Here is a 16,198-nt window from a genome sequence, read left to right as displayed (position 1 = left end):
TTCTCTTTCCGTTCGATACTATGCCGGCACCGGAAAGTCTCCCCGGGTTACTCGCCCTCTGCGGCCGGTGCGGCAAACACGGTGATGCCGTCGCGCCTCAGGCCCGCGGTCCACAATTCGCCATTCCAGACCAGCGCCGTGGTGATTCCGTCGGGTCCCTGTTCGGGGCCGCGAAGTCCGTGCACGGAGCGGCCGTCAGTGTCGACGGCAATCGCCATCGCCGGTGCGGATGGCAAAGGCGGCCAGCCGGCGATCTGGATCCAGCGCCAGGCCAGCCGCTTGACGAAGGGGCGCGGGTGGAGGGCTTCCAGGTCTACCGCCCGCGGTGAGGGAAGGGCCGCCCAGATCAGTCCGGTATCGGCGTCGAATTCCAGATTGTCCGGATAACCCGGCAGGCCCTCGACCAGCACCGTCATCTCGCCGCTGCCGGGATCGAGCTGCCAGATCCGGCCCGCCCAGGTTTCGTTGATGTAGACGAGGCCGGTCTGCGGATCGTGATCCACCCCGTTGATGAAACCGAGCCCGCCGGCCAATTCGGTGAATTCGCCGGGGCCGGTGACCCGCAGGACGCGCCCGGTCTGGTCGCCCTCCAGGAAGGAGAGGAGATGGGCGCCATAGCCGTGGCGCAGCGACGCATCGGTCATCACGACACGCCCGTCCTCCAGCACGGTGAGATCGTCGGCGAAGACGAGGGGGCCGTCGGGCGCGGCCGCAATCCAGGTCTCCCAGCCGGTCGCGGTGCGGCGCAGAAGCCCGCGCAGGGCATCGGCGACGAACAGCGTGCCGTCGGGCGCGAAGGCCAGGCCCAGCGGCCGGCCGCCGGTATCGTCAAACTCCATCCATTCGCCGTCCGGGCTGCGCGCCATGATGCGCCCGTCGGCCAGGCTGGCATAGAGGCGCCCGTCCGGACCCGGTTCCAGATCTTCCGGACCGTGCAGATCCGGGCGCTCCTGCCGCACCGGTTGCGCCCCTCGTTCGAACAGGCCGGCCAGTGCGGGGTCCGTTCCAGGCGGATCGAACCGCATGGCATCGAGGGCGCCGGGCCCGTAGGCGGCCAGGCCGAGAATGACGGCCGGTACTGCCAGGATTGCGACAAGCGTGCGCATGATCCCCTCCTGCTTTCATCGGACTGTATCCGGGAAGGCGGGCAGGGGGAACGCGGATATGGCGAGCCCGGGCGAAAACGTGTGCGCAGGTGCGACATAGGCAGGATCGATAGGAATCGAAAAACTAATCGATTGGACATATGCGCGGTCCAGGTTCACCTTGGCGACACCGGAGGAAATCCAACCATGATCGGAGTGAACCATGGATACGACCAATAAATGCCCGGTGATGCACGGCGCGCCGTTACATCCGAGCGGCGGTGGTACGTCGAACCGCGACTGGTGGCCCAATCAGATCAATCTGAAAATGCTGCACCAGAACTCCTCCCTGTCGAACCCGATGGGCGAGGCCTTCGACTATGCCGAAGCGTTCAAATCGGTCGACCTGAAGGCGCTCAAGCAGGATCTCTACGACCTGATGACGGACAGCCAGGACTGGTGGCCGGCGGATTACGGCCATTACGGCCCGCTTTTCATTCGCATGGCCTGGCACAGCGCCGGCACCTACCGCACCGGCGACGGACGTGGCGGGGCGGGGACCGGCACACAGCGCTTTGCCCCGCTGAACAGCTGGCCGGACAACGGCAATCTGGACAAGGCCCGGCGCCTGCTCTGGCCGATCAAGCAGAAATACGGAAACAAGATTTCCTGGGCCGACCTGATGATCCTGGCCGGTAATTGCGCCATCGAATCCATGGGCGGCAAGACCTTCGGGTTCGGCGGTGGCCGCGAGGATATCTGGGAGCCCGAGGAAGACATTTACTGGGGCGCCGAGTCGGAATGGCTGGCAACCAGCGACAAGGCCAATAGCCGCTATTCCGGCGAGCGCGACCTGGAAAACCCGCTGGCGGCAGTGCAGATGGGCCTGATCTACGTCAACCCGGAAGGCCCGGACGGCAATCCCGACCCGCTGGCCTCGGCCAGGGATATCCGCGAGACGTTCGCACGCATGGCGATGGACGATTACGAGACCGTCGCGCTGACCGCGGGCGGCCATACATTCGGCAAGACGCATGGCGCCGGCGATGTCTCCCATGTCGGTCCGGAACCGGAAGCCGCGCCGCTGGAAGCCATGGGTTTCGGCTGGCTCTCCACGCACAAGAGCGGCAAGGGCCGCGACGCTATCACCTCGGGACTGGAAGGCGCCTGGACGCCGACGCCGACCCGGTGGGACATGAGTTACTTCGATGTCCTGTTCGGCAATGAGTGGGAGCTGACCAAGAGCCCGGCCGGAGCCTGGCAATGGGTGCCCAAGGATCTCAAGGACGAGCACAAGGCACCCGATGCCGAGGATGCCGGCAAGAAGGTCGGCATCATGATGTCCACCGCCGATATGGCGATGCGCATGGATCCGGACTACGAGAAGATCTCGCGCCACTTCCACAAGAATCCGGATGAGTTCGCCGACGCTTTCGCCCGCGCCTGGTTCAAGCTGACCCACCGCGACATGGGGCCCAAGGCGCGCTATCTCGGCCCGGAAGTGCCGGACGAGGACCTGATCTGGCAGGACCCGGTGCCGCCTGTCGATCACCCGCTGGTCGATGGCAAGGATATTGCCGAGCTGAAGGCGAAAATCCTGGATTCGGGCCTGTCCGTGTCCGACCTGGTCTTCACCGCCTGGGCCTCGGCCTCGACCTTCCGCGGTTCGGACAAGCGCGGCGGGGCCAATGGTGCGCGTATCCGCCTGGCGCCGCAGAAGGACTGGGAGGCCAACGATCCGGCCCGCCTGGCCAAGGTGCTCGACACGCTGACCGGTATCCAGTCCGGCTTCAATGCGGCCCAGGCCGGCGGCAAGAAGGTCTCGCTGGCCGATCTGATCGTGCTGGGCGGCAGTGCGGCCATCGAACAGGCGGCCAGGGCAGCGGGCCACGATATCGACGTGCCCTTCGCGCCGGGCCGCACCGATGCCTCCGACGAGCAGACCGATGTCGAAAGCTTTGATTATCTCGAGCCGATGGCGGACGGATTCCGTAATTACGAGAAGGCCAAATACACGCTTTCCGCGGAACACCTCCTGATCGACAAGGCCCAGCTGCTCACGCTGACCGCACCGGAGATGACGGTTCTTGTGGGCGGTATGCGTGTGCTGGACGCCAACACGAAACAGTCCGGACTGGGTGTCTTCACCGACCGGCCCGGCACGCTGACCAATGATTTCTTCCGCACGATCGTGGACATGAATATCGCATGGTCGCCGGTGTCCGACGAGGCCGATGCCTTCGAGGGGCGCGACCGCAAGACCGGCACGGTGAAATGGACCGGCAGCCGGGTCGACCTGGTCTTCGGGTCCAACTCGCAATTGCGGGCGATCTCCGAAGTCTATGCCCAGAACGATGCCGAGACGAAATTCGTCAGGGATTTCGTGGCCGCCTGGACCAAGGTGATGAACGCCGACCGCTTCGACCTGGCGGCGTAACCCGCCCGACGCAGGGCTAATCAGGGGGTGAGCTGTTGATGGCTCACCCCCCCTTTTGCGAGAGCAACCGGTTGTAAACCGGGTTCGATCCGGACCGGTCGGGGGCACGCGGTCTGTGCAGGCGTCCCGTTCGAAATGGTGCTTGGTGACAATGAAGGCCGATCCTAGTCCGCCGCGGGGCGGACCGAGGCTCTCGGGCGTCGCGGCAGCCGTGCCAGGACAGACCAGACGGCGATTGCCGCCAGAGGAAAAAACACCGGTGCAAACTGCCAGACCGTCCCCCTGATCGCATCGGGCAGAAGCTGTTCCTGTCCGAGGAAGAAGGATCCGGCCGCGATAAACAGGGCGGCGCACATTCTCCACAGGTGGCGGACAATGCGGGCAGGTCCCGTCATTCTTCGCCGTAGCATCATGCCCAGATCTCCGGCGGCACCGGCCAGGCCGAATGCCGTGAAGACGATGAAGGCTTCCGGCGGGGTCTGACCGATCGTGCCCGATGCAGCCTGCGAGGCCTCGATCATGAACCAGACGCCGCCGCCGGCCACGAGAAGGGCGATGATCGCGGAGACCGCTTCGCGCCGTCCCGTCGCCGCGCCGTTCGAACGCGCGGCCAGCCAGGATGTCAACAGCAGGTAGAGCGACAAGATGCCGGCAATCGTGTTCGGTCTCTGGCCGGCCTCCAGGAAAGGCGCAACGACCGCCGCCACCAGGAAGGACGCAAACATGGCGTAGAAGAAGATCCGGCCGGCTGCCCTGTGCAGGGGACGGCCCTTGGGCGTCAGGATGGCCGCGGCTCCGGCAAGAAGCCCGATCGCGCCGCCTGCGATATGGGTGTAGAGCAGGGCGGCCGCACCCAGGTGGATGACGAGCGGCGCACCCTCGTCGACGACAAGGCGGTCGGCTGCTGCGCCGCCGCCGGCCAGCAAGGCGAGGCCCGTGGCGATGATCCAGATCCGGCAGGCGGGCTGACCCGTGCCGCGTGGCAAACCGGTCATGCGCTTGCTCCATTGCGGCGTGCTGTGGCCGCTTCCGGCGTGTGCAGCTGTGTCAGCCAGTGCCGCCAGGGGATGATGACGACAAAGGGGATGGCAAATGCGCACGCGAACAGCGTCTCGTGTACCTCTGCGTCGATGCCGCCGGCGACCCATTGCGGGGCAGCGACCGACATCACCCACAATGTCTTCCACAACACCTCGAACGCCAGGAGCGGGATCATCCGTACCGGCGCGAACAGGCCCGCAATCGCCAGGAGGCCGAGAGCGGCGAGAAGCGCGTTGACGACGCCGTCCATCAACGGGGCCTGGGACTGGCCCTGAAGCAGGGGGACAAGCGCCGTGGCCGCAAGACCGGCCGCCAGCAGCAAATAGCAGGCCCGCAGCAGTTGCGTGCGCAGGGGAGAAAGGGGCATGGCGAAAACCTGTGTTCCGTTATTGGGTTCCCACCGTGCTAGCCAGCCGGCGGTCGGCCCGCCATGATCGATCGTCCCAATCGCATGATTTTCGGTTTCACATGACCAAGATGGCAACAGAAGGCAGTGTCGCGGCCGGCCTGGTGGCGGGTCTGATCGAATACGCCGCGAGCCGCGGCGCCGGGCGCGAGCGCCTGCTGGCGGAAGCAGGTCTGGCGACCGCTCCAGGCGACGATCCGGACGCGCGCGTGCCGCTCCCGGCCTATCTGGCGTTGATCCGGTGTGCCTGCCGTCAGATATCGGATCCGGCGCTGGCGCTGCGGTGGGGAGCCGATGTGGGCATGGCGGACCTGTCCATCGTCGGCCTGATCATGGAAGCCAGTGGCACCATGGGCGAAGCCTTCCGGCAATTGCAGCGCTACAGCCGCCTGGCCGTTTCGGAAGCGGGAGGGACATCCACCGCCCCCCGGTTCGAACTCGAGGCCGAGGGCGGGACCCTGTTCATGGTCGACACATCGCCGCCGGAAACGAGTATCCCGGAACTCACCGAGATCGCCTTTGCCCGCCTGATCTGCGGACCGCGCCGGTTTTTGCCGGAACCGCATGTGCTGGGCGTTGAGGTCAGCCATCCCCGCCCGGCCCACGGCGATGTCTACGAAACCGTTTTCCAGTGCCCTGTTACATTCGGCGCCGGCCGCAATGCCCTGCATCTGCATCCGGATATCGCCGGCTGGCCTGTGGCCCGGTCGCCACGCTATGTCTTCGGCGTCCTCACCGACCGGGCCGACGCGCTGCTGCAGGCCATCGATACGCCGGAAACGATGCGCGGCCGCCTCGAGCACTGGCTGGTCAGCCGCCTTCACACCGGCAGGCTCGGCGCGGACCAGGCGGCCGGGAGCGTGGGGGTCAGCCGGCCCACACTGTACCGGCGATTGCGCGAGGAGGGCACGACCTATTCGGACGTCCTCAACGGCGTGCGACGCCGGGCAGCGGAGCTCTACCTCCGGTCCGGCCGGACCTCCGTAGCCGAGACCGCCTACCTGACCGGCTTTTCCGACGCCGCAGCCTTCTCGCGCGCCTTCAAGCGCTGGACCGGCCAAAGTCCGGCCCGGTACCGCCTCGGAACGTGCAGCGCGGACGGCTAGGCTCTGGCGGGCGGTGAGTCCCGGAAACCCGGCGGAGCGGAAGGACCCTTCCGCCAGCGCACTTGCACAGCGGTTTCCACCTGATGTCACAACGCCGCCCCGCCATCATACGGTAGAAACAGGCGGCCGCTTCATCGTCGCTTCTCGAACAGCTCGACCAGTTCCTCGAATTTCTGCCGCTGCTCGGCTTCATCACCGCTGGCGATGGCCGCGCCGATGCAGCTGGCGGCATGGTCCTTCAGCACCAGGCTTTCGACCTTGGCGAGCGCCGCCTTGATTGCCTGGATCTGGTGCAGGATGTCGATGCAATAGCGATCGTCCTCGATCATCTGCGCGACGCCACGCACCTGTCCCGCGATGCGGTTCAGCCGATTGATTTTGGTGCTGTGTGCGCGACCCATTCCGACCCGTCTTGTTCCGATACCCTGTAGGGGTATATTGAGAGGATCGGTTTGCATTGACAAGGTCTTGTTCAAGATAATGAAAATCACTCGCCGCAAATTCGCCGCCGGTGCCGCAGGCCTTGCTGCCGCGTCCTTGCCCATGCCGGCCTGGGCGAGCGGACGGTCCCTGACCCATGCCACGAAGGGATTCGCGGAGCTTTCGGGAGAGGACATCCACCTGCGGATCGCAGACCACCGCTTTGCGACAGGCGGGCGGCCGGGACACGCCGTCGCTGTCAATGGAACCGTGCCGGGGCCGCTTATCCGCTTGCGCGAAGGGCAAAGCGCACGCCTTCACGTTGCTAACGCCCTGGATGAGGACAGCTCGATCCATTGGCACGGTCTGCTCGTCCCGTTCCAGTTCGACGGCGTGCCCGGTGTCAGCTTCCCCGGCATCCGTCCGGGCGAGACCTTCACCTACGAGTTCCCGGTCCGGCAGACCGGCACCTATTGGTGGCATTCGCATTCCGGCTTGCAGGAACAGGCCGGGCACTACGGCCCGATCATCATCGAAAGCGACCGGCCGGACCGGCGCTACGATCGTGATTACGTTGTATTGCTGTCGGAGTTCACGCCGGTTCCGCCGCATGAGATCATGCGCAAGCTGAAAGTCGGCGAGCACTATTTCAACCGGCAGATGCTGACTGCGACCGAAGGCGACATGCCTCTCAGCGAGCGGATCATGTGGGGCGGCATGCGCATGAATCCCCGCGATATATCCGACGTGTCCGGTGTCACCTACACTTATCTGATCAACGGGCACGGGCCAGCCGACCGGCTGCAGTTCGCCTTCGAGCCGGGCGAACGCGTCCGGCTGCGCTTCATCAACGGTTCGGCGATGACCTTCTTCAACGTCCGCATTCCGGGCGTGCCGATGACGGTCATTCAGGCCGACGGGCAGGATGTCCAGGATGTCGAGATCGACGAGTTCCAGATCGGTGTCGCCGAGACCTACGACGTGATCGTGGCGCCGCCCGACGGAAGCCACGCCCTTGTCGCGGAGGCCATGGACCGGTCCGGCATGGGGGTTGCGAGCCTGACGAGTCGTGCCGGCCATCTCGCCGTGCCGCCGCCGCTTCGCGAAGTGCCGACCCTCTCCATGGTCGACATGGGGATGGGGGGTATGGATCACGGTGCACACGGCAGCATGGATCATTCGCGGATGAGCCATGGCATGCGCGAGACCTCGCTGCTCCCTGCGGATGTGGAGGCCGGTCCTGGCGTAGACATGGTGTCCGCGATGCCTGTCGACAGGATGGATTATGCCGGACTGGGTCTCGATTCGGTCCCGCACCGGGTGCTGCGCTACACCGATCTCAGGGCCAGACGCATGAACCCGCATCGCGAAGTCGAGCGCGAGATGGAAATCCACCTCACCGGCAATATGGAACGCTATATGTGGTCGTTCGACGGCCGGAGTTTCTCCGCTGTCACCGACGACCCGATCCGCTTCGGCTTCGACGAACGTGTCAGGGTGAGACTCGTCAACGACACGATGATGGCGCACCCGATCCACCTGCACGGGCACTTCTTCGAGCTCGTGAATGGCGCTGACCCCGCGCACCAGCCGCTCAAACACACGCTGATCGTGCAGCCGGGCGGGACGGCGACCTTCGATCTCACCGCCAACGAGCCGGGAGACTGGGCCTTTCACTGCCACCTTCTCTACCATATGCACGCCGGCATGATGCAGGTGGTGACCGTGCGTCCGTTCCAGGATCCTGTCCGATGATGCGCGCCCTGTTGCTATTGCCGGTAGCGCTGTTCGCCTCTCCTGCCGCCGCGCAGGACCATTCTGCACACCAGCGGGAGCGGCGGGCGGACGGCGTCGATGCCCGGGCGGAGATGGACCATTGCGCCATGGGGCACATGCTCCCCCATCAGTGCCCGTCTGCCGCGGAAGCGGCCGAACGCGAGTCGGAAGACCCGTTGGCTCACGGCTCGATGGGGCACGGCGTTCCGGAGCGTTCCGTGCCGACTGCCGCGCCCGAGAGTTCCGTGCCGCCGCGCGCATTCGCCGGACCGCGCCACGCCGCGGACGCGATATGGGGTGAGGAGACGATGGCGCAGAGCCGGCGCCAGCTCGCCCGCGAGAATGGTGGCATGAAAACCGGGATGGTCCTGGTTGAACGCATGGAGATGCGCTTCCCCGCCGATGGCGGCGGGGACGGCTACGTATGGGACGCGCAGGGCGGGTATGGTGGCGATCTGAGGCGTTTCGTCGTCAAGGCCGAGGGCGAGGGGGAATATGGCGGCGCACTGGAGGAGGCCGAGTTGCAGGCGCTCTATAGTCGCGCGATCAGTCCCTTCTTCGATATGCAGGCGGGGCTCCGCTTCGATCCCGAACCCGTGTCGCGCAGCCATGCCGTTATCGGCATTCAGGGTCTTGCGCCCTACATGTTCCATGTCGATGGCGCGCTGTATCTTTCGGACCGTGGCGATCTGACCGCCCGGATCGAGGGTGAATACGATCAGAGAATTACACAGCGCCTGATTCTTCAGCCCCGCATCGAAGTCGCGCTCTCCGCCCAGGACATTCCCGGGGACCACCTCGGTTCAGGAGTGACCCGGATCGAATCGGGTCTGCGCCTGCGCTACGAGTTTGCACGCGAACTGGCGCCCTATATCGGCCTTGAATACGAGGCGCGGCTGGGCGAGACCGCGAACTTTGTCCGCGCCGAGGGCGAAGACCCTGAAGGCCTGAGTATACTGGTCGGGCTGCGTGCCTGGTTCTAGGACGCTCAACATCCCGAATTGGCGAGGCTCTCATCGAGGCCCGAGGCAGAAACACGGAACGGCACGAATTTATGCGGAGTGGCGGAGAGGATGGGATTCGAACCCACGGTGCGCTTTTGACGCACACTCCCTTAGCAGGGGAGCGCCTTCGACCACTCGGCCACCTCTCCACCGGCGGGTTTAGAATGCGCGCGCGGGCGCATCAAGGGCGAGGTGCCGCAAAAACGTCATTCGATGCAGGCGGACGCCTCGCGCCCGCCTGCCCGGCGGGCGTCGACTAGAAAAACGCCTGCAGCCCGGTCTGCGCGCGGCCCAGGATCAGGGCGTGGACGTCGTGGGCGCCTTCATAGGTGTTGACGGTTTCCAGATTCACCATGTGGCGGATCACCTGGTATTCCTCGGAAATTCCGTTGCCGCCATGCATGTCGCGGGCATGGCGGGCGATCTCCAGCGCCTTGCCGCAATTATTGCGCTTGACGATGGAGATCATTTCCGGGGCGGCCTTCGCCTCGTCCATCAACCGGCCGACCCGCAGGGAGGCCTGCAGGCCGAGCGAGATTTCGGTCAGCATGTCGGCCAGCTTCTTCTGGTAGAGCTGGGTCTGGGCGAGGGGTTTGTTGAACTGTTTGCGGTCCAGCCCGTATTGCCGCGCCGCATGCCAGCAGAACTCGGCGGCGCCCATCGCGCCCCAGGAAATGCCGTAGCGCGCGCGGTTGAGGCAGCCGAACGGGCCCTTGAGGCCGGAAACATGCGGCAGCAGGGCGTCCTCGCCGACCTCCACCCCGTCCATCACGATCTCGCCGGTGATCGAGGCGCGCAGGGAGATCTTGCCGCCGATCTTGGGGGCGGACAGGCCGGGCATGCCCTTGTCCAGCACGAAGCCGCGGATCTTGCCGTCATGCGCGTCGGACTTGGCCCAGACCACGAATACGTCGGCGATGGGGGAGTTGGAGATCCAGGTCTTCGATCCGGTGAGCCTGTAGCCGCCCTCGATCTTCTCCGCCCGCGTCTTCATGCCGGCGGGATCGGACCCGGCATCCGGCTCGGTCAGGCCGAAACAGCCGATCCATTCGCCGGTTGCCAGCCTGGGCAGGTATTTGCGGCGCTGCTCCTCCGAGCCGTAGGCATAGATCGGATACATCACCAGGGAGGACTGGACCGACATCATCGAGCGATAGCCCGAATCGACCCGTTCGATCTCGCGCGCGACCAGGCCATAGGCGACATAGCCCAGACCCGCTCCGCCGTATTCCTCCGGTAGGGTACAGCCCAGGAGCCCGTTCTCGCCCATTTCCCGGAAGATGGCCGGATCGGTGTGTTCGTTGCGGAAGGCCTCGATCACGCGCGGCTGCAGCCTGTCCTGGGCATAGGCCTGCGCGGTGTCGCGCACCAGACGCTCTTCCTCGCTCAGCTGGTCGTCGAGGCGGAACGGGTCCTGCCAGTCGAAACCGGCCAGGTCCGGCGCATCCTTGGCCTTGAGTGCGGGTCTATCGCTCATTGTGTCAGTCCGTCCCCTCGCTATCGGCTTCCCTGCGCGAGAAGTCCGGTTTTCGTTTCTCCAGGAAGGCCCGGTAGCCTTCCCTGAAATCGGGCCCTGCGAACGCGTCGGCGAACCAGGTCCGGGTTTCTTCGCTGTCGCGGTCCTGGCCGTCCAGGACGCGCGCAATCATCGCCTTGGTGTATGTGGCCGAGACGGGCGACATGTCCATAAGGCGGGTGCAATAGGCGGCGATTTCGCCATCCAGGGCGTCCGGCGGCGCCAGCCGGTCGACCAGGCCGATCCGCAGGGCCTCTTCCGCCTCCACGGTCCGCGCCGAGAACAGCATGTCCCGGGCCCTGGACGCGCCGACCGTCTCGACCAGGCGCCTGGTGTCCTCGAACGGGTAGAGCAGGCCCATTTTCGCCGGCGTGATCGCCATCCTGGCCGTGGTGTCGGCAAAGCGCAGGTCGCAGGCCAGCGCCAGGCCGCAGCCGCCGCCCACGCAGGAGCCGCGCACGGCCGCGATGGCGGGATGGGGAAAGCGCGCCAGCGAATCGAGCGCCCGGGCGATGCTGGCCGAATAGGCCTCGCCGCGCGCCCGGGTGGCATAGATGTCCTCGAATTCGGAAATGTCGGCGCCCGAGGCGAAATGATCGCCTGCCCCGCGCACGACCAGCACCCGGCAGCGCTCAGCCAGCGTGTCCAGAAGGCCGGGCAGGCTGGCCCACATGGCTTCGGTGAAGGCATTGCGCCGGTCCGGCCGGTTGAGGACCAGGCTGGCGACATCGCCATCATGCCGGATCAGGAAGGGCTCGCGCTCGCTCATCGCTTTTCAAGGGATGCCTTGGTGGTTGGGTGCAAACCAGCTTAGACCTCGAGGCGAGGGCAGAAAACGCGCCCAGCTGCATTTCGCCACCGGGCCGGGGGAGGGCCGTCATGAGCGGGGATAACTGGATCGTTCTGGCAACGCTTGTCGCCTACAAGCTTGTCCTTGTCGGCGTGGGCGTGTGGGCCTCGCGGCGCAATCGCACCGAAGGCGATTTCTTCCTGGCCGGCCAGGGGCTGGGCGCCTGGGTCGCGGGCCTGTCCTATGCCGCCTCCACCTCCTCGGCCTGGGTGCTGCTGGGCTTTTCCGGCTTTGTCTATGTCAACGGGCTGCCGGCGCTGTGGATGGTGCCGGGTATCTGGGGCGGCTATGTCGCGGTCTGGCTTGTGTTCGGCAAGCGCCTGCGCGCCGAAACGGCGACCCAGGGCCATGTCACGCCGACCGATTTCCTCACGGCCGGACTCGGCGACCGCTCGCGCGCGGCGATCGGCCTGATCGCGGCGCTGATGATCCTGTTCTGCTTCATCTTCTACATTGCCGCCCAGTTCGGGGCCGCCGCCGTCGCCTTCGAGACGCAGTTCGGCCTGGGCGTGACCGAGTCGGTCCTGCTGGGGGCGGCTATCGTGCTGCTCTATTCCATTCTCGGCGGCTTCTGGGCAGTCAGCGTGACCGACATGCTGCAGGGCGCGCTGATGGCGGTGGTGGCGGTGGCGCTGCCGCTGGCGGCCCTTGTCGCCGCGGGCGGTTTCGGCGGCATTGCGCAGGCCCTGCGCGAAACCGCGCCGGCGGGCTATCTCGACATCACCGGGGGACATGCCGGTTTCGTCTTCATCGGTTTCGTGCTGGGTGTCTGGGGCGTCGGCGTCGGCGCGATGGGCCAGCCCCAGCTGATCTCGCGCCTGATGGCGGTCAGGGACGAGGCGGCCCGCATGCGCGGCTTCACCATTGCCATTATCTGGGCCGTGGCCGTGTTCACCGGCATGACCGTCCTGGCCCTGGCCGGCCGGGCTCTGGTGGGCGGCGGGGCCGACGGGGAAGCGCTGTTCTACACGCTGGCCGCCGAACTGCTGCCGCCTGTCCTGGCGGGGCTGGTGATCGCGGCCGTGCTCTCCGCCGTGATGTCGACGGTCGATTCCATCCTCCTGTCCGCTTCGGCCGCGGTCTCGCACGACATGCGCATCACGCGCCGTTTCAAGGGCCGTGAAGTTCTCGTCTCGCGCCTCGTCATGGCAGCCATTGCCAGTATCGCCGTGTGGATGACGCTCAGCCTGCCCGCCACCATCTTCGCCCGCGTCCTCTTCGCCTGGTCGGCCCTGGGCGCGGCCTTCGGCCCGATCATCGTGGTGCGTGTGCTCGGCCTCGAGCCGAAGGCCTGGGCCGTCGGCACGGCGATGTGCCTGGGCTTCGGCGTGACGGTCTTCTTCAACGCCCTCGGCCAGATCGACCCGGCCGGCCTGTCCGGTGTCACGGGCGTGCTGGCCGACTGGGCCCGCCTGCCCGGAGACCCGTTCGAACGCATGGTCCCCTGGGTGCCGGCGCTGGCGGTGCTGGTTTGGGGGGCACGGGGGCGACAAGGAGGCTGAAAGCGGAGCGTGTTCCGGTTTTTCCAAGCGGTGTAGGCCCGAGCCACGCAAAACATCAGCCATGACCGTTATAATCCGCACCCTGCAAAAGCGGTGCGCACGATGAATTGCAACTCACGAGAGTGCGCCTTTCATTCCTGAAGTTGTTACCGTTAAAATTTTATATCATGGCGTTTTCACCCCTTGATTGTATGTCGCACTCGCGTCAAGGTTCGCGTTAAGCGCGAGCTTTCGGGCGTGACGCATCCGGCGTTGTGGAGCTTGCGACGAGGAGAACCAGATGTGTAAGCGTGCGATGCTTGTGAGTGCCACCCTGAGCGGCGCGGTATTGTTCGGCGGTGCGGCCGGGGCGTCGGAGACTGTCACCTACAGCTATGACGCCCAGGGGCGTGTGGTCGAGGTGGAGCATTCCGGCGGGCCCAATGACGGCGTGAAGCGGGAATACCAATACGACGACGCCGACAACCGCACCCAGAAGAAGACGACCGGGGCTTAAGGGCGCTCAGGCGGACTTTAGGTCTTTGGGCGTGCACCCGCCCCCTCCCTTCCAACCGATCCGGCCCATTCCAACCGAACCGAGATGACGATGACGAGGCAGACGTTTTTTTCCTGGGCACTCGTATGTGTCCTGTGTGTGGCGGTGTCCGGGGTGAGCTTGGCGCAAAGCGGGGGCGGGGCCGTGCCACCGGCCTATCCGGCTATCGACGAGCAGGGCAATGATCTGCCCACAGGGCAATTCAACGGCACATCCCCGGCGATCAGTATCGGATCGGCCTCGGGCGGGCTGAGCTACTATCAGATACTTGTTGGCGGGAGCTGGCGCCACAGCCAGTGGGGCACGATCGTTTCCGACAACGGCACCTATGTGACCCTGTTCGGTTCGACCCAGCGTTTCACCTGGAATGGCAGTCAATACGTCTCCGAGCAGCTCAACGGCGCGACGCTGACCGCCGGTCCCGGCGGTAATCAGATGACTTATACGCTGGCCGACGGGACAGAGGCGGTCTTTGACCGTTACCAGCTCACATCCGTCCTTTATGGCGGGTATTCCAACGATGTTACCCACTTGATCCGCTCGGTCACCTTCCCGAATGGCGAGCTGCATGAGTACTGGCACGATGTGGAAGAAATCGTGGTCGATCCGGGATTCGGCGACCCCCAGACATATCGCTATGCCCGTCTGCAATCGGTCACGACGACACGCGGCTATCAGTTGCATTTGCGCTATGGCCGGGCCGACGCCAGCTCGCTTGCGGAGGCTGAAGACTGGAACACACTGGTCGAGGCCACGCTGGTTAACATGGCGATCGACCGCTGCGGACATGCTGCCAACACATGCTCTTTCTCGCAGGACTGGCCGCAGCTGACGATTTCCGAACCCTCGGCGGGCACACGCATCTACACTGACACGCTGGGCCGGCAGACCCGGCTTACCTATTCCAGTGGCCGGATCGACGCCATCCGCTATCCCGGCAGCTCCACGGACGATGTGAGTTACACCTATGACGGTTCTGGGCGCATCGCGACGGCCGCAGTGAACGGCCTGACGACGACCTATTCCTACTCCGATGTTTCCGGCACGCGCACGACGAGTATCGATGCGCCGGGCGGGGCGGGTGTGACCGAGGTGGAGACGGATTTGTCGACGGGCCTGGTGACCGCGGTGGAGACGCCCTCGGGCGCCCGTACAGAATACACCTATGACGGCAATTACCGGGTCACGCGGGTGGAGGCGCCGGAAGGCAACTCCGTCAACTACACCTATGACGGGCGCGGCAATGTGACCACCGTGGTCGCGCGCGACAAGAATAACGCCAACCCGATCACGACGATGACGGCGAACTACCCGTCCTCCTGCTCCAATCCGGTGACCTGCAACCAGCCCAGCTGGATCGAGGATGCGGCGGGCAACCGGACCGATTTCACGTATAACGCCACCCATGGCGGACTGTTGACGACAACCGAGCCGGCGGTGGGCGGTGTGCGGCCTCAGACGCGGGTGAGCTATGCGCTGCGCTATGCCTGGTACAAGAATTCGTCCGGCAGCGTGGTGCAGGCCCCGAGCGGGATCTATCTGCCGACCAATATCTATACCTGCCGCACGGGCCAGACGCCGTCCTGCGCGGGCACGTCGGACGAGATGCGCACCATCCTCAACTACGACACGACGGGCAGCTACGACAATCTCAACCGGACCTATGTCAGCGAACGCGGCAGCGACAATTCGCTGATTGCGATCACGACCGTCACCTATGACGCGACCGGCAATCTCACCGAAGTCGATCCGCCGCTTCACGGCAGCAGCAATCGCACGGTCTTCATCTATGACGATGCGCGCCGGCGCGTGGGGCAGATCGGGCCCGATCCGGATGCGGGCGGTTTGCTGACGCATCCGGCCCGGCGCACCACCTACAACGATCTCGATCAGGTCACCCAGGTCGAGTTCGGTACGGTCTCCGGTTATGGCAGCTGGGGCAGTTTCTCCCAGATCGAGCGCCAGACGGTGACCTATGACAGCGCCCACCGGATGACGCACGCCCGGTCGATCACGGGCTCCACCACGCATGCCCTGATCCAGCGCTCCTACGACAATGCCGGCCGGGTAGAGTGCGTGGCCCGGCGCATGAACCCGTCCGAGTTCGCCAGCCCGCCCTCATCGGCCTGCACGCTGGATACGCAGGGATCGTTCGGACCCGACCGGATCGCGCGCACCTACTACGACACGTCCAGCCGCCGCACCTCGGTGGTCATGGCTTATGGTACCTCCGCCGCCGCCACCGAGGCGGCCTGGACCTATACGGACAATGGCCAGGTGGAGACGCTCACCGACGGCGAGAACAATACCACCACCTATATCTATGACAGCCACGACCGGCTGCGCGACACCCGTTATCCGGTCACCACCCAGGGCAGCGGCACGTCCAGTTCGAGCGATTACGAGCGGCTGACCTACGACGCCTACGGGCGGGTGGCCACGCGCCGCACGCGCTCGGGCCAGAGCTTCTCCTACAGCTACGATGCGCTCAACCGGATCTCCCATGTCGACGCCCCCTCG

12 protein-coding genes, 1 tRNA gene and 1 pseudogene are annotated in these 16,198 nt (G+C 65.4%); 7 read left to right on the top strand and 7 right to left on the bottom strand.

What is annotated here, in order from left to right:
• Positions 1-47 precede the first annotated feature (47 nt).
• Positions 48-1,106, bottom strand: a complete 1,059-nt coding sequence (locus tag Q1U94_RS12410; protein WP_300545148.1) for an SMP-30/gluconolactonase/LRE family protein — start codon at positions 1,104-1,106, stop codon at positions 48-50.
• Between the two features lie 202 nt (positions 1,107-1,308).
• Between Q1U94_RS12410 and katG the strand changes: the two genes are divergently transcribed.
• Positions 1,309-3,522, top strand: coding sequence for a catalase/peroxidase HPI (katG, locus tag Q1U94_RS12405; protein ID WP_300545145.1), 2,214 nt, complete (start codon positions 1,309-1,311; stop codon positions 3,520-3,522).
• A gap of 164 nt (positions 3,523-3,686) precedes the next feature.
• Here the strand turns inward: katG and Q1U94_RS12400 are convergent, their stop codons facing one another.
• Together Q1U94_RS12400 and Q1U94_RS12395 are read right to left on the bottom strand one after the other, a co-directional pair.
• On the bottom strand, positions 3,687-4,517 hold the full coding sequence (locus Q1U94_RS12400) for a DUF2306 domain-containing protein (RefSeq protein ID WP_300545142.1): 831 nt from the start codon (positions 4,515-4,517) through the stop codon (positions 3,687-3,689).
• The gene (locus tag Q1U94_RS12395; RefSeq protein WP_300545140.1) at positions 4,514-4,930 is read right to left on the bottom strand and encodes a hypothetical protein; all 417 of its coding nucleotides are present in this window, start codon (positions 4,928-4,930) and stop codon (positions 4,514-4,516) included. Before Q1U94_RS12395 ends, Q1U94_RS12400 begins: the two co-directional genes overlap by 4 nt.
• Positions 4,931-5,031: 101 nt before the next feature.
• Here Q1U94_RS12395 and Q1U94_RS12390 point away from each other — a divergent pair, with 101 nt between their 5' ends.
• Positions 5,032-6,075, top strand: a complete 1,044-nt coding sequence (locus Q1U94_RS12390; RefSeq protein WP_300545138.1) for an AraC family transcriptional regulator — start codon at positions 5,032-5,034, stop codon at positions 6,073-6,075.
• A 131-nt stretch (positions 6,076-6,206) separates the two neighbouring features.
• On the opposite strand, the gene Q1U94_RS12385 is transcribed toward Q1U94_RS12390, so the two are convergent.
• The gene (locus tag Q1U94_RS12385) at positions 6,207-6,476 is read right to left on the bottom strand and encodes a metal-sensitive transcriptional regulator (protein WP_300545136.1); all 270 of its coding nucleotides are present in this window, start codon (positions 6,474-6,476) and stop codon (positions 6,207-6,209) included.
• A 79-nt stretch (positions 6,477-6,555) separates the two neighbouring features.
• Here Q1U94_RS12385 and Q1U94_RS12380 point away from each other — a divergent pair, with 79 nt between their 5' ends.
• Positions 6,556-8,250 carry a copper resistance system multicopper oxidase gene (locus Q1U94_RS12380; RefSeq protein ID WP_300545134.1) on the top strand — a complete coding sequence of 565 codons (1,695 nt, stop codon included), beginning with the start codon at positions 6,556-6,558 and terminating at the stop codon, positions 8,248-8,250.
• Positions 8,247-9,254, top strand: a complete 1,008-nt coding sequence (locus Q1U94_RS12375) for a copper resistance protein B (RefSeq protein WP_300545131.1) — start codon at positions 8,247-8,249, stop codon at positions 9,252-9,254. The genes Q1U94_RS12380 and Q1U94_RS12375 overlap by 4 nt, the downstream gene beginning before the upstream one ends.
• 79 nt (positions 9,255-9,333) lie before the next feature.
• Here the strand turns inward: Q1U94_RS12375 and Q1U94_RS12370 are convergent.
• From Q1U94_RS12370 to Q1U94_RS12360, 3 genes are all read right to left on the bottom strand, one after another.
• Positions 9,334-9,424 (bottom strand) — tRNA-Ser (locus Q1U94_RS12370).
• Positions 9,425-9,531: 107 nt separating this feature from the next.
• Entirely contained in the window at positions 9,532-10,752 is a 1,221-nt protein-coding gene (locus Q1U94_RS12365; RefSeq protein ID WP_300545129.1) for an acyl-CoA dehydrogenase, read from the bottom strand.
• 4 nt (positions 10,753-10,756) lie between these two features.
• The gene (locus Q1U94_RS12360) at positions 10,757-11,560 is read right to left on the bottom strand and encodes an enoyl-CoA hydratase-related protein (RefSeq protein ID WP_300545127.1); all 804 of its coding nucleotides are present in this window, start codon (positions 11,558-11,560) and stop codon (positions 10,757-10,759) included.
• 110 nt (positions 11,561-11,670) lie between these two features.
• Here Q1U94_RS12360 and Q1U94_RS12355 point away from each other — a divergent pair, with 110 nt between their 5' ends.
• From Q1U94_RS12355 to Q1U94_RS12345, 3 genes and pseudogenes are all read left to right on the top strand, one after another.
• Positions 11,671-13,143: a sodium/proline symporter gene (locus Q1U94_RS12355; protein WP_300545125.1), complete on the top strand. Its 1,473-nt coding sequence runs from the start codon at positions 11,671-11,673 to the stop codon at positions 13,141-13,143.
• A 280-nt stretch (positions 13,144-13,423) separates the two neighbouring features.
• Positions 13,424-13,639 carry a hypothetical protein gene (locus Q1U94_RS12350; RefSeq protein ID WP_300545123.1) on the top strand — a complete coding sequence of 72 codons (216 nt, stop codon included), beginning with the start codon at positions 13,424-13,426 and terminating at the stop codon, positions 13,637-13,639.
• Positions 13,640-13,792: 153 nt separating this feature from the next.
• A pseudogene (locus tag Q1U94_RS12345) lies at positions 13,793-16,198 on the top strand (hypothetical protein); the annotation flags it as partial.

This window comes from Maricaulis sp., assembly GCF_030149515.1.
GTDB lineage: Bacteria > Pseudomonadota > Alphaproteobacteria > Caulobacterales > Maricaulaceae > Maricaulis.
This window is presented reverse-complemented; position numbering and strand designations above follow the sequence as displayed.